The sequence below is a fragment of the Kitasatospora nipponensis genome (assembly GCF_039528135.1).
Lineage (GTDB): Bacteria > Actinomycetota > Actinomycetes > Streptomycetales > Streptomycetaceae > Kitasatospora > Kitasatospora nipponensis.
This window is the reverse complement of record NZ_BAAALF010000059.1, coordinates 25,585-40,937: the sequence shown is the minus strand read 5'-3', so window position 1 is coordinate 40,937 and position 15,353 is coordinate 25,585. Positions and strand designations below refer to the sequence as shown.

The following is a 15,353-nucleotide window of genomic DNA, read 5'->3' as shown; positions in this document are numbered from 1 at the left end:
CGCTGGGCTGGGCCCACGCGGCCGGGTCGGGCGCGGTGGGGCTGGGGGTGCTGGTGGCGGCCCTGGGGCTCTTCGTCGCACCGGCGCTGACCAGCGCGTACCTGCTCGCGGACGAGCGCGCCGAGCCGGCCGCCCGCACCCGGGCCGGCACCTGGGTGAACACCGCCTTCAACGCCGGCTCCACCGCCGGCACCGCGGCGGCCGGCCTGGGCGCGGGCACCCTGCCGCTGCCGCTCTGCTTCACCCTGGCGGGCGCCGTGCTGCTCGCGGTCGCACTCGCGCCGACCCCGGCCCGCGCGCGGGCCCGGGCCCGGGCTGTGGCTCGGGCTGTGGCGGCACCCGCCCGCTGAGCCGCGCCCTCAGCGGGCGGTGGTCGCGAGCAGCGGGGCGGTGCGCACCAGCGTGGCGACGGCGAGCTCGATCTGGGCGTCGGTCAGGTCGGCGCGCGCCGTCAGCCGCAGCCGGGAGAGGCCGTCGGGGACGGACGGGGGGCGGAAGCAGCCCACCGCGAGGCCGGCCCGTCGGCAGTCGGCGGCCCAGCCGAGCGCCTCCTGCGGCCCGGGGGCGCGCACCGAGACCACGGCCGCGTCGGGAACGCTGGCCAGCAGGCCGGCGGCGGTGAGCCGGTCGGCCAGGGTGCGGGCCACCTCCCGGGCACGCTCGGCCCGCTCGGGCTCGGCGCGCAGCAGGCGCAGCGCACCGAGCGCGGCGCCGACGGCGGCCGGGGCCAGACCGGTGTCGAAGATGAAGCTGCGGGCCGTCTCGACCAGGTGCCGCACCACCCGGCTCGGCCCGAGCACCACGCCGCCCTGGGAGCCGAGCGACTTGGACAGGGTGGCGGTGGCGACGGCCGACTTCCCCCCCGCCACCCCGGCCGCGGCCAGCAGGCCGAGCCCGCCGGGGCCGAGCACGCCGAGCCCGTGGGCGTCGTCCACCAGCAGCGCGGCGCGGTGCGCGCGGGCGGCGGCGGAGAGCTCGGGCAGCCGGGCGGCGTTGCCGTCCACCGAGAAGACCGAGTCGGTGACCACCACGGCGCGCGGCTGCGCGCGGTCGGCGAGCGCCGCGCCGACCGCGACCGGGTCGGCGTGCGGGGCGCGGAACACCTGGGCACGGGCGAGGCGGCAGCCGTCGATCAGCGAGGCGTGGTTGTTCGCGTCGGAGACGATCAGGGTGTCCGGGTCGGTCAGGGCGGTCAGCGCCGCCAGGTTGGCGGTGTAGCCGCTGGAGAAGACCAGCGCCGCCTCGACTCCGCAGAAGTCGGCCAGCTCGACTTCCAGCTCGGTGTGCAGCGCGGTGGTCCCGGTGACCAGGCGCGAGCCGGTGGAGCCGCCACCCCAGCGCAGCGCGGCCTCGGCGGCGGCCCGGGTGACCTCGGGGTGGTGGACCAGTCCCAGGTAGTCGTTGCTGGCCAGGTCGAGGACCGGGTCCTGGGCCGGGCGGCTGCGCAGGGTCCGGGTCAGACCGGCCCGGGACCGCAGCTCGGCCGCCTCGTCGAGCCAGTCGAAGACGGCGGCGGGGGCGGTCGGCCGGGCGGTCGCGTCGGTGTGCTGGATCATGCCCGGCAGCCTGGCACGGCCGCCCCCGGCCGGGCAATGTGCGCCGCGGCACAGCGCGGCGGCCCCGCGACGGGGCCGGATCGGGGGGGTGCCGGGCGCCCGGCCGGGCACCCGGTCTTTGCCCAGGTTGATCGGGACCAGGCAAGATAGGCCGGTGACCCTCCTCGACCTGATGCCCAAGCCCGCTGACCCCGACGCGCTGTACACCACCTTCGCCGCGTGGGCGGAGGAGCGGGGCATCACGCTGTACCCCGCTCAGGAGGACGCGCTGATCGAGCTCTTCACCGGCGCCAACGTGATCCTGGCGACCCCCACCGGCTCCGGCAAGAGCCTGGTGGCGGCCGGCGCCCACTTCGCCGCCCTGGCGGAGGGCAAGCGCACCTTCTACACCGCCCCGATCAAGGCGCTGGTCTCGGAGAAGTTCTTCGACCTGTGCAAGATCTTCGGCACCGAGCAGGTCGGCATGATGACCGGCGACGCGAGCGTGAACCCGACCGCGCCGATCATCTGCTGCACCGCGGAGGTGCTGGCCAACATCGCGCTGCGCGACGGCCGCCGGGCCGACATCGGCCAGGTGGTGATGGACGAGTTCCACTTCTACGCCGAGCCGGACCGCGGCTGGGCCTGGCAGATCCCGATCCTGGAGCTGCCGCAGGTACAGTTCCTGCTGATGTCGGCGACCCTGGGCGACGTCCGCCGCTTCGAGGAGGACCTCACCCGGCGCACCGGCCGGCCCACCACCGTGGTCCGCTCGGTCACCCGCCCGGTGCCGCTCTTCTACGAGTACAAGCGCACCACCCTGCACGACACCCTGGAGGAGTTGCTGACGACCGGTCAGGCACCGGTCTACGTCGTGCACTTCACCCAGAAGGAGGCCGTCGAGCGGGCCCAGTCGCTGATGAGCATCAACATGTGCACGAAGGCGGAGAAGGACGCCATCGCGGCACTCATCGGCAACTTCCGCTTCACCACCAAGTTCGGCCGCAACCTGTCGCGCTTCGTGCGGCACGGCATCGGCGTGCACCACGCGGGGATGCTGCCCAAGTACCGCCGGCTGGTCGAACGCCTGGCGCAGGCAGGGCTGTTGAAGGTGATCTGCGGCACCGACACGCTCGGCGTCGGGGTCAACGTGCCGATCCGCACGGTGCTCTTCACCGCGCTCTCCAAGTACGACGGCGTGAAGGTCCGCACGCTGCGCGCCCGGGAGTTCCACCAGATCGCCGGCCGGGCCGGCCGGGCCGGCTTCGACACCGTCGGCCAGGTGGTGGCGCAGGCGCCCGAGCACGTGGTGGAGAACGACAAGGCGCTGGCCAAGGCCGGCGACGACCCGAAGAAGAAGCGCAAGGTGGTCCGCAAGAAGGCCCCCGAGGGCTTCGTGGGCTGGAGCGAGGAGACCTTCGAGCGACTGATCGCGGCCGACCCCGAGCCGCTGGTCTCGCGCTTCCGGGTCAGCCACGCGATGCTGCTCTCGGTGATCGGCCGCCCGGGCAACGCCTTCGAGGCGATGCGCGGGCTGCTCACCGACAACCACGAGGAGCGCTCCGCCCAGCGCCGGCACATCCGTTCGGCGATCGCCATCTACCGCTCGCTGCTGGCCGGCGGCGTGGTGGAGCGGCTGCCGGAGCCGGACGCCGAGGGCCGCATCGTGCGGCTGACCGTCGACCTCCAGGAGAACTTCGCGCTCAACCAGCCGCTCTCCACCTTCGCGCTGGCCGCCTTCGAACTGCTCGACCCCGAGTCGCCGACCTACGCGATGGACGTGGTCTCGGTGGTCGAGGCGACCCTGGACGACCCGCGCCAGATCCTGGCCGCGCAGCAGAACAAGGCGCGCGGCGAGGCCATCGGTGAGATGAAGCGCGAGGGCATCGAGTACGAGGAGCGGATGGAGCGGCTGCAGGAGGTGACCTACCCCAAGCCGCTGGAGGAGCTGCTGAACCACGCCTACGAGGTCTACCAGCGGGCGCACCCGTGGATCGGCGACTACCCGCTGCAGCCCAAGTCGGTGGTCCGTGACCTCTACGAGCGCGCGATGACCTTCACCGACTACGTCGGCCACTACGACCTGGCCCGCACCGAGGGCATCGTGCTGCGCTACCTGGCCGGCGCCTACAAGGCGTTGGAGCAGACCGTGCGCGAGGACGCGAAGACCGACGACCTCAAGGACGTCATCGCCTGGCTGGGCGAACTGGTCCGGCAGGTCGACTCCAGCCTGCTCGACGAGTGGGAGCAGCTCGCCAACCCCACCGACGAGGCCGACAAGGAGCGGGAGTTGGACACCAAGCCGCTGCCCGTCACGGCCAACGCGCGGGCCTTCCGGGTGCTGGTGCGCAACGAGATGTTCCGCCGCGTGGAGCTGTGCGCGCTCGAGCGCTACAGCCAGCTCGCCGAGCTGGACAGCGAGTACGGCTGGGACGCGGACCGCTGGGCGGACGCGATGGACGCCTACTACGAGGAGCACGACGACCTCGGCACCGGCCCGAACGCGCGCGGGCCCAAGATGCTGCTCATCGAGGAGAACGAGGACGAGGGCTCCTGGCGGGTGCGGCAGATCTTCGACGACCCGGCGGGCGACCACGACTGGGGCATCAGCGCCGAGGTGGACCTGCACGGCTCCGACGAGGAGGGCCGGGCCGTGCTGCGGGTCACCGCGGTCGACCGGCTGGGCTGACCGGACGGCGGGCGCCGCGCCCTGACGGATCGTCAGGGAGTGGCGCCCGCTGCTGGGTTCAGGACCACATGAAGGCGGCGCCGGCCGTGTAGGAGGCGTCCCGGGTGGCCTCGGCGAGGTCCGGGTCGGGGCTGGTCGCGGGACCGTGCCCGTCCGCGAAGCGCGAACCGGTGACCGTCACATAGCGGTTGACCGCCTCGGCCCGCGGCGCCTGGTCGTTCTTCGCGCCGGCCGCCGGCGGGGTCTGCGCCACGCCGCTGTCCGGCGTCATGAAGCGCAGGGCGCCGCCCTGGCCCTGCAGCGCCGCCACCGCCTTCGCGGCGGCCGCGTCGTCGGCGAACCGCAGCACGGTGACGCTGGTGATCACCTTGGTGTCCTGCCGCACGAAGCTGACCGTCAGGTAGCCCTGGCAGTCGATGTCGTGCAGCGGGTTCTTCGCCGGGTCCTGCACGATCTCCGAGCAGTCGCCGCCCTGCTGGGCCCGCGCGCGCTTGGCGTGGAAACCGCCGAGGTCGATCTGCCGGGTCGGCGGGAAGTAGCGGTCCACCGAGAACGGGTTGGGGTCGGTGGCCGAGGTCGGCGCCGGGCTGCCGATCACCAGCGACCTGCCGTCGTCCTTGCTGGAGGGGCCCAGGCCCGGCAGCCAGTCGCCGGGGTTGGGACGGGTCACCAGCCAGCCGCCGGCACCCAGGGCCGCGACCACGACGCACCAGGTGACCACTCGCCTGGAACCGCCGCGCGGACTGCTTCTGACGGCTTCCCGGGTACGGTCGGAGTCGGCGGATATCGGGCGGGAGTCCCCCTGCGTGGTCATGGCGCAGATTCTAGGCGGGGATCGCCGACCGCAGGTCAGGGGGGATCCGTTGACGCCGGGACCCGGCCGGGCGGCCGGCCACGGTGCTTGCGGCGCGGCGGTGGGACGTCCACGACCGACCGGCCGGACGAGCACGATCCACCTGGTCCGGGGGCGCACTGTGACAACTCGCACACCTTTGCAGAGATCTTCTGGCCGGTTCGCTATGGCGCCGGTGAAGGTCGGCCGGGCAGGATCTGTGCCATGGATCTGCTTGACACCCTCACCGCCAAGGGCCTGAACCGCGAGCTCCCCACCAGGGAGGAAGCGCTGGCCGTCCTCGCCACCACCGACGACGAGCTGCTGGACGTGGTCGCGGCCGCCGGGCGGGTGCGCCGGCAGTGGTTCGGCCGCCGGGTCAAGCTCAACTACCTCGTCAACCTGAAGAGCGGGCTCTGCCCCGAGGACTGCTCGTACTGCTCGCAGCGGCTGGGCTCGAAGGCCGAGATCCTCAAGTACACCTGGCTGAAGCCCGGGGAGGCGGCCGAGGCGGCCACCGCCGGGGTCAAGGGCGGCGCCAAGCGGGTCTGCCTGGTGGCCAGCGGACGCGGCCCGACGGACCGTGACATCGACCGGGTCGCCGGCACCATCGCCGCCATCAAGGAGCAGGAGCCGGCGGTGGAGATCTGCGCCTGCCTGGGCCTGCTCTCCGACAACCAGGCCGAGCGCCTGCGCGCGGCCGGCGCCGACGCCTACAACCACAACCTGAACACCTCCGAGGGCACCTACGGGGACATCACCACCACCCACACCTACGCGGACCGGGTGGACACCGTCTCCAAGGCGCACGGCGCGGGCCTGTCGGCCTGCTCGGGCCTGATCGCCGGCATGGGCGAGAGCGACGAGGACCTGGTGGACGTGGTCTTCGCGCTGCGCGAGCTGGGCTCGGACTCGGTGCCGGTGAACTTCCTCATCCCCTTCGAGGGCACCCCGCTGGCCAAGGAGTGGAACCTCACCCCGCAGCGCTGCCTGCGCATCCTGGCGATGGTCCGGTTCGTCAACCCGGACGTCGAGGTGCGGATCGCCGGCGGCCGCGAGGTGCACCTGCGCAGCATGCAGCCGCTGGGCCTGCACATCGCCAACTCCATCTTCCTGGGCGACTACCTGACCAGTGAGGGCCAGGCCGGACAGGCCGACCTCGACATGATCAAGGACGCCGGCTTCGAGGTCGAGGGCCAGGGCGAGGCCACCCTGCCGCGCCACCGCGCCGAGCTCGGCTCGGCCTGCGGCGGCCACGACACGGCGGGCGCCGACGGCGGCAACGGCGGCGGGTGCGGGACGGGCGGCGGTGGCTGCGGCAGTGGCCGGGCGCCGGCGGCCGAGGCCGGTTGCGGTGGACACGGCACGGACGGCTGCGGGCCGTGCGGGGAGCCCGGCGACGAGGCGACCGGTGGCGAGGTGGCCGGTGGCGGGGCAGTTGCCGGTGGCGGCGACGAGGAGGCGCGCACCGACCTGGTGCGGGTGCGCCGCCGCGGCGCCGGCACCGAACTGGCCCCCAACGCCTGACGACCAGGAGATCCCTGCCATGTCCCCGCGCGAGGCGAACTCCCCGCTCACCGTGCCGTCCCTGCTCGCCCTGGACCGGGCGCACGTCTGGCACCCGTACGGTCCGATGCCCGGCACCGCGACCCCCTACGTGGTCGAGTCGGCCGCCGGGGTGCGGCTGCGGATGGCCGAACCCGTGGGCGGCCACGACGAGTTGATCGACGGCATGTCCTCCTGGTGGGCCGCCCTGCACGGGTACAACCACCCGGTGCTCAACGAGGCGGTCCGCGAGCAGCTCGGCCGGATGAGCCACGTCATGTTCGGCGGGCTCACCCACGAGCCCGCCGTGCGGCTGGCGGCCAAGCTGGTGGAGATCACCCCCGAGCCGCTGCAGCACGTCTTCCTGACCGACTCCGGGTCGGTCGCGGTCGAGGTCGCGCTGAAGATGTGCCTGCAGTACTGGCGCTCGCTCGGGCGTCCGGAGAAGCGGCGGGTGCTCACCTGGCGCGGCGGCTACCACGGCGACACCTTCCACCCGATGTCGGTCTGCGATCCCGAGGGCGGTATGCACCAGCTCTGGGAAGGGGTGCTGCCGCGGCAGCTCTTCGCGGGTGAGCCGCCGACCGGCTTCGACGCCGAAGTCGACCCGCAGTACGCCGCCGAGCTGGCCGACCTGGTCGAGCGGCACGCGGGGGAGCTGGCCGCGCTGATCGTGGAGCCGATCGTGCAGGGCGCCGGCGGGATGCGCTTCCACTCCCCCGGCTACCTCCGCCTGCTGCGCGAACTCTGCGACCAGCACGGGGTGTTGCTCGTCTTCGACGAGATCGCCACCGGCTTCGGCCGGACCGGCCGGCTCTTCGCCGCCGAGCACGCCAACCTCTCCCCCGACGTGCTCTGCCTGGGCAAGGCGCTCACCGGCGGCTACCTGACGATGGCCGCCACCCTGTGCACCGGCCGGGTCGCGGACGGCATCAGCCAGGGCGAGGTGCCGATCCTCGCGCACGGACCGACGTTCATGGGCAACCCGCTGGCGGCCGCGGTCGCCAACGCCTCGATCGACCTGCTGCTCGGCCAGGACTGGCAGGGCGAGGTCAAGCGACTGGAGAGCGGACTGCTGGCCGGACTGGCCGGCGCCGCCGACGCCCCCGGCGTCAAGGACGTCCGGGTGCTGGGTGCCATCGGCGTGGTGCAGCTCGACCACCAGGTGGACATGGCGGCCGCCACCGAGGCGGCGGCCCGGGCCGGGGTCTGGCTGCGGCCGTTCCGCGACCTCGTCTACACCATGCCGCCGTACGTCACCGGCGACGACGACCTGGCGCGGATCTGCGCGGCCGTCACGGCGGCGGCGGTGGCCGGATGACCCGCCTGCTCTTCGTCACCGGCACCGGCACCGAGGTCGGCAAGACCGCGGTGACGGCCGCGGTGTCCGCGCTCGCGGTCCGGGCCGGCCTGCGCACCGCGGTGCTCAAGCCGGGCCAGACCGGGGTGGCCCCGGGCGAGGCGGGGGACGCCGAGGAGGTCGTGCGGCTGGTGGACGCCCCGGTGGCCGGCGCGTCGTCGGGCGGGGCAGCCGGCGGGGCGGCGTCGGTCGGGGCACCGTCGGGCGGCGGCTCGCTGACAACGCGCGAACTGTGCCGCTACCCCGAACCGCTGGCGCCCGAGCGGGCCGCCCAACGGGCCGGGCTGCCGTATCTGACCTTGCGTCAGGTCAGCTCCACGATCGACGAGTTGACCGCCGCGCATGACCTGGTCCTGGTCGAGGGCGCGGGCGGCCTCCTGGTCCGCTACGACGCGGACGGGCTGACCCTGGCCGACATGGCCGGGGCCGCCGGAGCGGCGGCGGAGGTGCTGGTGGTGGCCAGCGCCGGGCTCGGCACTCTCAACACGACCACCCTCACCGCCGAGGCGCTGCGCGCTCGCGGGCTGCGCAACGCCGGTGTGGTGATCGGCAGTTGGCCGATCGCCCCGGACCTCGCCACCCGCTGCAACCTGGCCGACCTGCCCCGGGCGGCCGGCGCACCGCTGCTCGGCGCGCTGCCCGCCGACGCCACCGGCACCGGCGGGGCGGCCTTCGCCGAACTCGCCGCCGCCGCGCTGGCCACGGCACTGGGCGGGGTCTGGGACGCGGCGGCGTTCAGCGCCACGCACCGGGCGCGGTAGGCACGGTAGCCGGGTCGGGCGCGGAGGCCGGGTGGCTCAGCAGGTGGGCGGCACGGCTGATGGGCGGCGCGGCTGGTGTGGCGGCTCAGCCCGTGAGCGGCTTGACCCAGCGGCGCCAGCGTTCCTCGCGCTGGTAACCGGCCGCCTGCCAGGTGCGCCGGCCCGGCGCGTTCGCCTCCAGCACCATGGCGTCCGCCCGGCGCCCGCCGACCGCCAGGAAGCGCTCCTCCGCCGCCGCCAGCAGCGCCGCGCCGATGCCCTGGCGGCGCTGCGCCGGGTCGACCGCGAGCCGGTAGAGCGAGGCGCGCCAGCCGTCCCACCCGGCGATCACGGTGCCGACCACCGCGCCGGCCCGCTCGGCGACGATCAGCGCCTGCGGGTCACGGGCGATCAGCCGGGCCACCCCCGCCGGATCGTCGGAGATGCTGGTGCCCTCGGCCGCGCGGGCCCAGAAGGCCAGCAGTGCGGGGATCTCGTGCTCGGTCGCCCGGCGGATGGTGATCTCGTCCATCACCCGATCCTCACAGCCCCGCGCGGCCGGGCGCACCCGGATTCCACGTCGTGGGACGGCCGGTGCGGGCGGTTCACCCCAACTGCCACACGGTGGTCCGCTTCACCGCCCGGTCCTCCAGGTCGGCCAGCACCGGCACGTCGTACTCCGCGAGCGCGGTGAAGCGCTCGCGCGGCAGGTACGCCCGGCCCGGGTCGCCGACCAGCACCACCGCGCCGCGGGCGACCGCCCGTTCCAGGAACGGCAGGAACCGGGCCGCCATCGCGCGCTCGTAGAACACGTCCCCCGCCAGCACCACCTCGGCGGGGGCGCCGTCCCCGTCCAGCAGGTCGGCGCAGCGCGCCTCGATCCGCACCCCGTTGGCCTCGGCGTTGAGAGCGATGGCGGCCACCGCGTAGGCGTCGATCTCGGCCGCCCGCACCACCGCCGCCCCACGCAGCGCCGCCGCCACCCCGACCAGCCCCGACCCGGCGGCCAGGTCCAGCACCTGACGGCCGGCGACCAGCTCGGGGTGGTCCAGGACGTAGCGGGCCACGCCCAGGCCGCCCGCCCAGGCGAAGGCCCAGAACGGCGGCGGCAGCCCGATCTCACCACGCTCCGACTCGGTCCGCTCCCACAGCTCGATGGCCTCCTCGGCCAGGTGCAGGCTGATCTCCGGCACGAACGGCACCGCGGCGAGCCGGGTCTGCGCCCGCACGAAGTCGGCACCCGCGGTGGCGGCGCCGTCCCGCGCGGCAGCGGCATCGGTGTCGGTATCGGCAGCGGTATCGGTGCCGGTCGGGGCGGGCGTCGTGACGAGGCCGGACATGGCGCTCTCCTCTGGTCAGGGGTGGCGCGTGGGGGCGGTGAGCCGACCCTAGTCCACCCGGCGCCCCCGCTCGCGCACGCTCGGCGCCCACCGGCGGGTGATCGGGGCCCGGCCCCGCTGACGTCCGGTCAGCCGGGCCCGCGCGGGCCCGGCACACCCACGGTGGCCGGTAGGTCAACTTTCGATACCGAACCGGTCATGAGCTGCACAGATGCTCGCGGCGGCCGGGGCTCGCGGGTACGATCCGGCTGACGCCCTCCGGTACGCGGCACCTGGTGCCGCACCGCCGGACGGCCAATCCTCGCGGGGCACCGGACGTCACCGCGCACTCGTCACCGCGCGCCAGGGCTGTCGCGCGAACGCGGAAAGGCAGCGTCTTGGCGGATCGGCTCACCGGAGGAGACTCCTCGCTGCTGCGTCGGATCAACGCCGCGGTCACCCTGCGCGCGCTGCGCGACGGGCAGTCCGTCACCCTGACGCAGCTGGTCGGCGACACCGGGCTGTCCCGGCCGACCGTCGAGGGCGTGATCGAGGGCCTGGTGGAGTCGGGCCTGGTCGCCGAGGTGGAGCAGACCCAGGACAGCGGACGCCAGCGCGGCCGCCCGGCCCGCTGGTTCCGGTTCCGCGCCGAGGCCGGGCACACGCTGGGCGTGGAGATCGGCGTGCACGGGATCCGCGTGGTGCTGGCCGACCTGACCGGCCGGCAGATCGGCAGCCACGCCCGCGCGGTCGACGAGGCGCTGGACGCCGAGGAGCGGCTGGGTGCGGTGCGCACCGCCGTCGCCGAGGTGCTGCGCCGGGCCGGGGTCTCGCGCGACAGCCTCTGGGCGGTCGGCGTCGGCACCCCGGGCATCGTGGACAAGGACGGCAACGTCCAGTTGGGCACCGCGATGCCCGGCTGGACCGGGCTCGACCTCGGGGCGCGGCTGCGCCGCTCGTTCCGCTGCCCGGTGCTGATCGAGAACGACGCCAACCTCGCGGCCATCGCCGAGCACTGGCAGGGGGTTGCGGTCGGCATGGGCGACGTCGTCTTCGTCCTGGCCGGCCTCAGTCCGGGCGCCGGCTCGCTGATCAACGGGCGGCTGCACCGCGGCTTCGGCGGCGCGGCCGGCGAGATCGGCGCGCTGCACCTGCTGGGCCGCGAGGCGACCCCCGAGCGGCTGCTCTCCACCACCGGCAAGCCGCTCGACCCGCTGGACGAGGCCGCGGTCGCCCGGGTGCTGACCCTGGCCCGCGAGGGCGACCAGGTGGCGATGGTCGCGATGGACCGCTTCCTGCGCCGGCTGGTGCACGACGTCACGGCACTGGTGCTGGCGATCGACCCGCAGCTGGTGGTGGTCGGCGGCTGGGCGGCCGGACTGGACGACGTGCTGGAGCCGCTGCGCGAACAGCTGGCGCTCTACACCCTGCGGGCACCGGAGGTGGCGCTCTCCGTCCTGGGCGAGGACGTGGTGGCGCTCGGCGCGCTGCGCCTCGCGCTGGACCAGGTGGAGGAGCAGCTCTTCGCCGTCGACCAGCCGGTCTCCCGGAGCTGACCCGGGCCCACCACCGGGCAGGGACACCGTCCGAGACGGAACGGGGCAGGACGGCACGGGGCGTGAACACGACGCGCCCCCGGGCCCTGGAACTTCAGGGACCGGGGGCACGCTCACGTCTCAGCGGGTCGTGGTGACGACCTCAGGCAGTCCTGGTGGCGGTCGGCGTCGCGGCCGCGACCGGGGTGACCTCGACCAGTCCGGTCTCGCCGAAGGTCAGCCGGCAGGTGTCGGCACGGTAGGTGGAGACGCCCAGCGCCGCCAGCCGGCCGGCCGACGCGTACTGGGTGGTCACCACCAGCACCGGGGTACCCGGCGGACGCTGCAGCAGCGCGGCCTCCTCGGCCTCGGCCACTCCCAGCTCCACCGCGCGCGACTCGCCGTCCACGGTGAGCCGCTCCAGGCGGCGCATGAGCGAGCGGGCCTGGTCGTCGCCCTCGGCCGCCGCGCCCGACAGGCGGATCGCCGGCACCTGGGCCACCGTCGCGTCCGGCACGTGCAGGGACTCGGTGGCCACCGTCTGCCCCTGGGTCACCCGCACCCGGCGCACGGTGTGCACCGTCTCGCCGGCCTGGATGCCGAGCGCCTTGGCGAGCTGCTCGGACGCCGGTGCGCTGGTGCAGTCGATGTTCTGCCAGACCTGCTCGCGGGTACCGCCGGGCCAGCCCTCCTCGCGCCGGCTGACCGGGACGCCGACCCGCGGAGCGGCCACCAGCGTGCCGATGCCGCGGCGGCGGACCAGCCGGCCCTCCAGCTCCAGCTGGTCGAGCGCCTGGCGCAGGGTCGCCCGGGCCACCCCGAAGCGGGCGGCGAGATCGCGCTCGTTCGGGATCACCTGCCCGGTGGAGAACTCCGAGTCGATGGCGCGCAACAGCACCGAGCGCAGGTGCCAGTACTTCGGCTCCGGTACCGCCGTCAGCTGAGCTGTCCCCACCGTGTCCTCCACCCTGGCCGGCCTCCGGTCGTGCGGGGCGACCGCCGGCATCCTGAAGGACCGTGTGCGCTCCGGCCGCACCGGCAGGTTCTGCCAGGTGAGGGCTCGGGCTTTATCCGTCCTTCTTTATTAAAGGTCTTTGCAGTAAGTGACCCTAGGCCGTCCGGCCGGAGATGGTCAAGACCAATGGCAGCGGTCGGCGGGGCCCGCGGGGACATTCATGCCGTGTTCACGATTCGCCGTCGCCGCCCGCACACCTGCCCACCGCGGGGGCACCCGCAGGCCATCCGCCCCGCCGCCCACCGGCCGTCGCGGCGACCGGCGCGCGGCGGGGCGGCGCTGTCCGGGCGGGCGGGTAGGCTGCCGGGGTGACCGTGGTAACGACTGTGAATGTGAACGGGATTCGGGCCGCCGCGAAGAAGGGCTTCCTGGAGTGGCTGGCCGGCACCGACGCCGACGTCCTCTGCCTGCAGGAGGTCCGCGCCGAGGCCGGGCAGTTCCCGGCCGAGCTGCGCGAGCTGCCCGGCTGGCACGCCCTGTGGGCGCCGGCCGCCGCGAAGGGCCGGGCGGGTGTGGCGGTCCTGTCGCGGACCGAACCGCAGCGCACGCAGATCGGATTCGGTTCGGCGGAATTCGACAATTCGGGCAGATATGCCGAAATGGACATTCCGGGCCTTACCGTGGCGAGCCTCTATCTCCCCTCCGGCGAGGTCGGCACGGAACGCCAGGAGGAGAAGGAACGCTTCATGGCCGAGTTCCTGGTCCACCTCACCGACCTGCGCGCCCGCGCCGCCGCCGACGGCCGCGAGGTCGTGATCTGCGGCGACTGGAACATCGCCCACCACGAGGTCGACCTCAAGAACTGGAAGGCCAACCAGAAGTCCGCCGGCTTCCTCCCCGAGGAGCGCGCCTGGCTCACCCGCGTCCTCGACGAGGCCGGCTACGTCGACGTGGTCCGCCGCCTGCACCCCGGCCAGGAGGGCCCCTACTCCTGGTGGTCCTACCGCGGCCGCGCCTTCGACAACGACACCGGCTGGCGGATCGACTACCTGATGGCCAGTCAGAAGTTGGCGGACTCCTGCAGCAAGGCCCACGTCGAGCGGGCCGCCACCCACGCGGAGCGCTGGAGCGACCACGCGCCGGTCACCGCCGTCTTCGACCTCGACCAACTCCGGTAACCCTGAGAGAAGTTCGGCTAGCTGGTTTCAGCTCACGCGGTCGTCGCACTGCCCTCCCGGAGCGACGACTGCGGCTGTTTCCGGCACGGCAACTGCACTACTACGCGGTTGACGGCGATGCGACCGGCGCACGTCGATGCTCACCGGCCCCGTCGCCCACCGTCGCCGGCGCTGGCGGCGGCGGCAGCAGCGGCGCCTACGGCTCTGGTTCGAAGACCATGACGAACTGAGTGACCCGCTTTCGGTCGCTTCCGTGGACGCCGACCCGGTAGAGGCCCGGCACGGGCAGGGTGACGGTTGCCGTAAGACCGCCGTCGGAGGTGGACGGGCGTGGCCGGGAGATGGTGGCACCGGTTTCGACCTGGACGATCTCGCAGGTCACTCCGGTGGGGCGGGTACGTCCGGTGAGCCGCAGCCGCCAGGGCCGGCCGGCGATCACGCCCGCATCCGGCAGGTCGAGTCCGAGTTCGCCCGGTGCCATCGGGGGGCCGGTGTGCGGTTCCTGCTCGGTGAGTACGCCGTGAACATACGCCAGCGCGTGGCGGTCCTTGGCGAGAGCCCCGTGCTGCAGGGGGAGGGGAACCGGTTTGCCGGTGCCGCCGCTCGCGGCGTCACGGTAGACCGTGCCGTCGCCCTGGCGGTCCGACCAGACTGGCATGCCGTTCGCGTCGCGGACCAGGAGACCTCGGGCGTCAGCTCTGAAGGCCCGGTGCTGCGGGTGGACAACGCCGCTGTCGATGCGGATGCTCTGCACGGTCGGCTGGGAGGTGCCGTACACGGCCCGGTGGTCGGGCAGACGGGGCGGTGGCTCGGAGCGCATCGCTTCCCGAAAGCCGGCGGCGGTTGCGCCGAGATACGGATCGCCGCCGATGCCGGCGATCATGGCCGGGGTGAGACGAATGACGTCCCTGCCCTCGTCCACACAGCGGTAGTCCGGCACGAGGTCGTATACACCGGGCATCGTCGCAGCCATGGCCTGCGCCCGGTCCCGGACCGCGGCCTCGGCTCCCGAGGCATTGCGGCCGCCGTTCAGCATCAGGGCGGCTTTGGCCGCGCCCAGGAACGGCGTGCCGAGGGTGATCACCGTCCGCGTGTCGGACGCCAGGTCCCCCTGCCGGGCCAGCGCGCTCCGGGTGACCAGCCCGCCCATCGAGTGGGCCACGAACACCAGGCGCGGCATCCCGTCCGTACACAGGCCACGCAGCTCAGGGCTACGGGTGACGGTGGCCGTCCAGGTGTCCAGATGCCGACGCGCCTCCTCCGCGAGGAGTCCTCCGTTGTACGCCACCGACAGCCGCCAGTCGTATGCGAAGCGCAGGATCGCCCGCTCATCGGCCACCGCACCGAGTACGGTCCGGCAGAGGTCGTGGTACGGCTCTGCCCCTCGCAGGACCGGGAGCCAGGCCGGGAAGGCCAGCAGCCCGGACGCCCGCACCCGCACGGGCCGTTCTGCTGCCAGCTCCGCCTCCGTGACATGGAGTGCGGCCAGGCCGCCGTCGCGGCCCAGGGCGCGGCCGATCATCCGCGGTTTCAGGCCCCAGAGCAGATCACCGGTACGGGCGTCGCGTAGTTCGCTCCCCATGATCCCTGGCACGATCACCACCGCGTCCCGGGTGACGTCCCGCGCCCGCCCGGCCTCCGGGTGCCGGAGGGGACCACTGGTGT

Annotated in this window: 12 protein-coding genes and 1 pseudogene; 7 read left to right on the top strand and 6 right to left on the bottom strand. The window is 74.0% G+C overall.

The annotated features are described in order from the left end of the window. Nucleotides 1-350: pseudogene (locus ABD323_RS18295) on the top strand (MFS transporter); the annotation flags it as partial. Between the two features lie 9 nt (nt 351-359). Here ABD323_RS18295 and ABD323_RS18290 read toward each other — a convergent pair. Further along, a complete protein-coding gene (locus ABD323_RS18290) occupies nt 360-1,556 on the bottom strand; it encodes an 8-amino-7-oxononanoate synthase (protein ID WP_344442749.1) in 1,197 nt (398 codons plus the stop codon). A gap of 172 nt (nt 1,557-1,728) precedes the next feature. On the opposite strand from ABD323_RS18290, the gene ABD323_RS18285 reads away from it, so the two are divergent. Continuing rightward, nucleotides 1,729-4,224: a DEAD/DEAH box helicase gene (locus tag ABD323_RS18285; protein WP_425556053.1), complete on the top strand. Its 2,496-nt coding sequence runs from the start codon at nt 1,729-1,731 to the stop codon at nt 4,222-4,224. A gap of 58 nt (nt 4,225-4,282) precedes the next feature. Here the strand turns inward: ABD323_RS18285 and ABD323_RS18280 are convergent, their stop codons facing one another. Next, nucleotides 4,283-5,038: a hypothetical protein gene (locus ABD323_RS18280; protein WP_344442747.1), complete on the bottom strand. Its 756-nt coding sequence runs from the start codon at nt 5,036-5,038 to the stop codon at nt 4,283-4,285. Between the two features lie 243 nt (nt 5,039-5,281). Between ABD323_RS18280 and bioB the strand changes: the two genes are divergently transcribed. From bioB to bioD, 3 genes are read left to right on the top strand one after another with little or no spacing between them, the layout of a single operon-like run. After that, entirely contained in the window at nt 5,282-6,583 is a 1,302-nt protein-coding gene (gene bioB, locus ABD323_RS18275) for a biotin synthase BioB (RefSeq protein WP_344442746.1), read from the top strand. Nucleotides 6,584-6,602: 19 nt separating this feature from the next. Further along, on the top strand, nt 6,603-7,922 hold the full coding sequence (locus tag ABD323_RS18270; RefSeq protein WP_344442745.1) for an adenosylmethionine--8-amino-7-oxononanoate transaminase: 1,320 nt from the start codon (nt 6,603-6,605) through the stop codon (nt 7,920-7,922). After that, entirely contained in the window at nt 7,919-8,722 is an 804-nt protein-coding gene (bioD, locus tag ABD323_RS18265) for an ATP-dependent dethiobiotin synthetase BioD (protein ID WP_344442744.1), read from the top strand. The genes ABD323_RS18270 and bioD overlap by 4 nt, the downstream gene beginning before the upstream one ends. Before the next feature lie 85 nt (nt 8,723-8,807). On the opposite strand, the gene ABD323_RS18260 is transcribed toward bioD, so the two are convergent. Then, nucleotides 8,808-9,233, bottom strand: a complete 426-nt coding sequence (locus ABD323_RS18260) for a GNAT family N-acetyltransferase (protein ID WP_344442743.1) — start codon at nt 9,231-9,233, stop codon at nt 8,808-8,810. Between the two features lie 73 nt (nt 9,234-9,306). After that, a complete protein-coding gene (locus tag ABD323_RS18255) occupies nt 9,307-10,041 on the bottom strand; it encodes a class I SAM-dependent methyltransferase (RefSeq protein WP_344442742.1) in 735 nt (244 codons plus the stop codon). Between the two features lie 377 nt (nt 10,042-10,418). On the opposite strand from ABD323_RS18255, the gene ABD323_RS18250 reads away from it, so the two are divergent. Beyond that, a complete protein-coding gene (locus ABD323_RS18250; protein ID WP_344442741.1) occupies nt 10,419-11,576 on the top strand; it encodes an ROK family protein in 1,158 nt (385 codons plus the stop codon). Between the two features lie 142 nt (nt 11,577-11,718). On the opposite strand, the gene ABD323_RS18245 is transcribed toward ABD323_RS18250, so the two are convergent. Then, the gene (locus ABD323_RS18245; RefSeq protein ID WP_344442740.1) at nt 11,719-12,510 is read right to left on the bottom strand and encodes a GntR family transcriptional regulator; all 792 of its coding nucleotides are present in this window, start codon (nt 12,508-12,510) and stop codon (nt 11,719-11,721) included. Nucleotides 12,511-12,878: 368 nt separating this feature from the next. On the opposite strand from ABD323_RS18245, the gene ABD323_RS18240 reads away from it, so the two are divergent. Beyond that, complete coding sequence (locus ABD323_RS18240) at nt 12,879-13,688, top strand: exodeoxyribonuclease III (protein ID WP_344442738.1); 810 nt, start codon at nt 12,879-12,881, stop codon at nt 13,686-13,688. A 196-nt stretch (nt 13,689-13,884) separates the two neighbouring features. Here ABD323_RS18240 and ABD323_RS18235 read toward each other — a convergent pair whose 3' ends face one another. Then, entirely contained in the window at nt 13,885-15,027 is a 1,143-nt protein-coding gene (locus ABD323_RS18235) for an alpha/beta hydrolase (protein WP_344442737.1), read from the bottom strand. Nucleotides 15,028-15,353: the final 326 nt, after the last annotated feature.

Coding starts and splice junctions, on each gene's coding strand:
- ABD323_RS18290 (WP_344442749.1), bottom strand. CDS start 1,556: ATGATCCAGCACACCGACGCGACCGCCCGGCCGACCGCCCCCGCCGCC.
- ABD323_RS18285 (WP_425556053.1), top strand. CDS start 1,729: ATGCCCAAGCCCGCTGACCCCGACGCGCTGTACACCACCTTCGCCGCG.
- ABD323_RS18280 (WP_344442747.1), bottom strand. CDS start 5,038: ATGACCACGCAGGGGGACTCCCGCCCGATATCCGCCGACTCCGACCGT.
- bioB (WP_344442746.1), top strand. CDS start 5,282: ATGGATCTGCTTGACACCCTCACCGCCAAGGGCCTGAACCGCGAGCTC.
- ABD323_RS18270 (WP_344442745.1), top strand. CDS start 6,603: ATGTCCCCGCGCGAGGCGAACTCCCCGCTCACCGTGCCGTCCCTGCTC.
- bioD (WP_344442744.1), top strand. CDS start 7,919: ATGACCCGCCTGCTCTTCGTCACCGGCACCGGCACCGAGGTCGGCAAG.
- ABD323_RS18260 (WP_344442743.1), bottom strand. CDS start 9,233: ATGGACGAGATCACCATCCGCCGGGCGACCGAGCACGAGATCCCCGCA.
- ABD323_RS18255 (WP_344442742.1), bottom strand. CDS start 10,041: ATGTCCGGCCTCGTCACGACGCCCGCCCCGACCGGCACCGATACCGCT.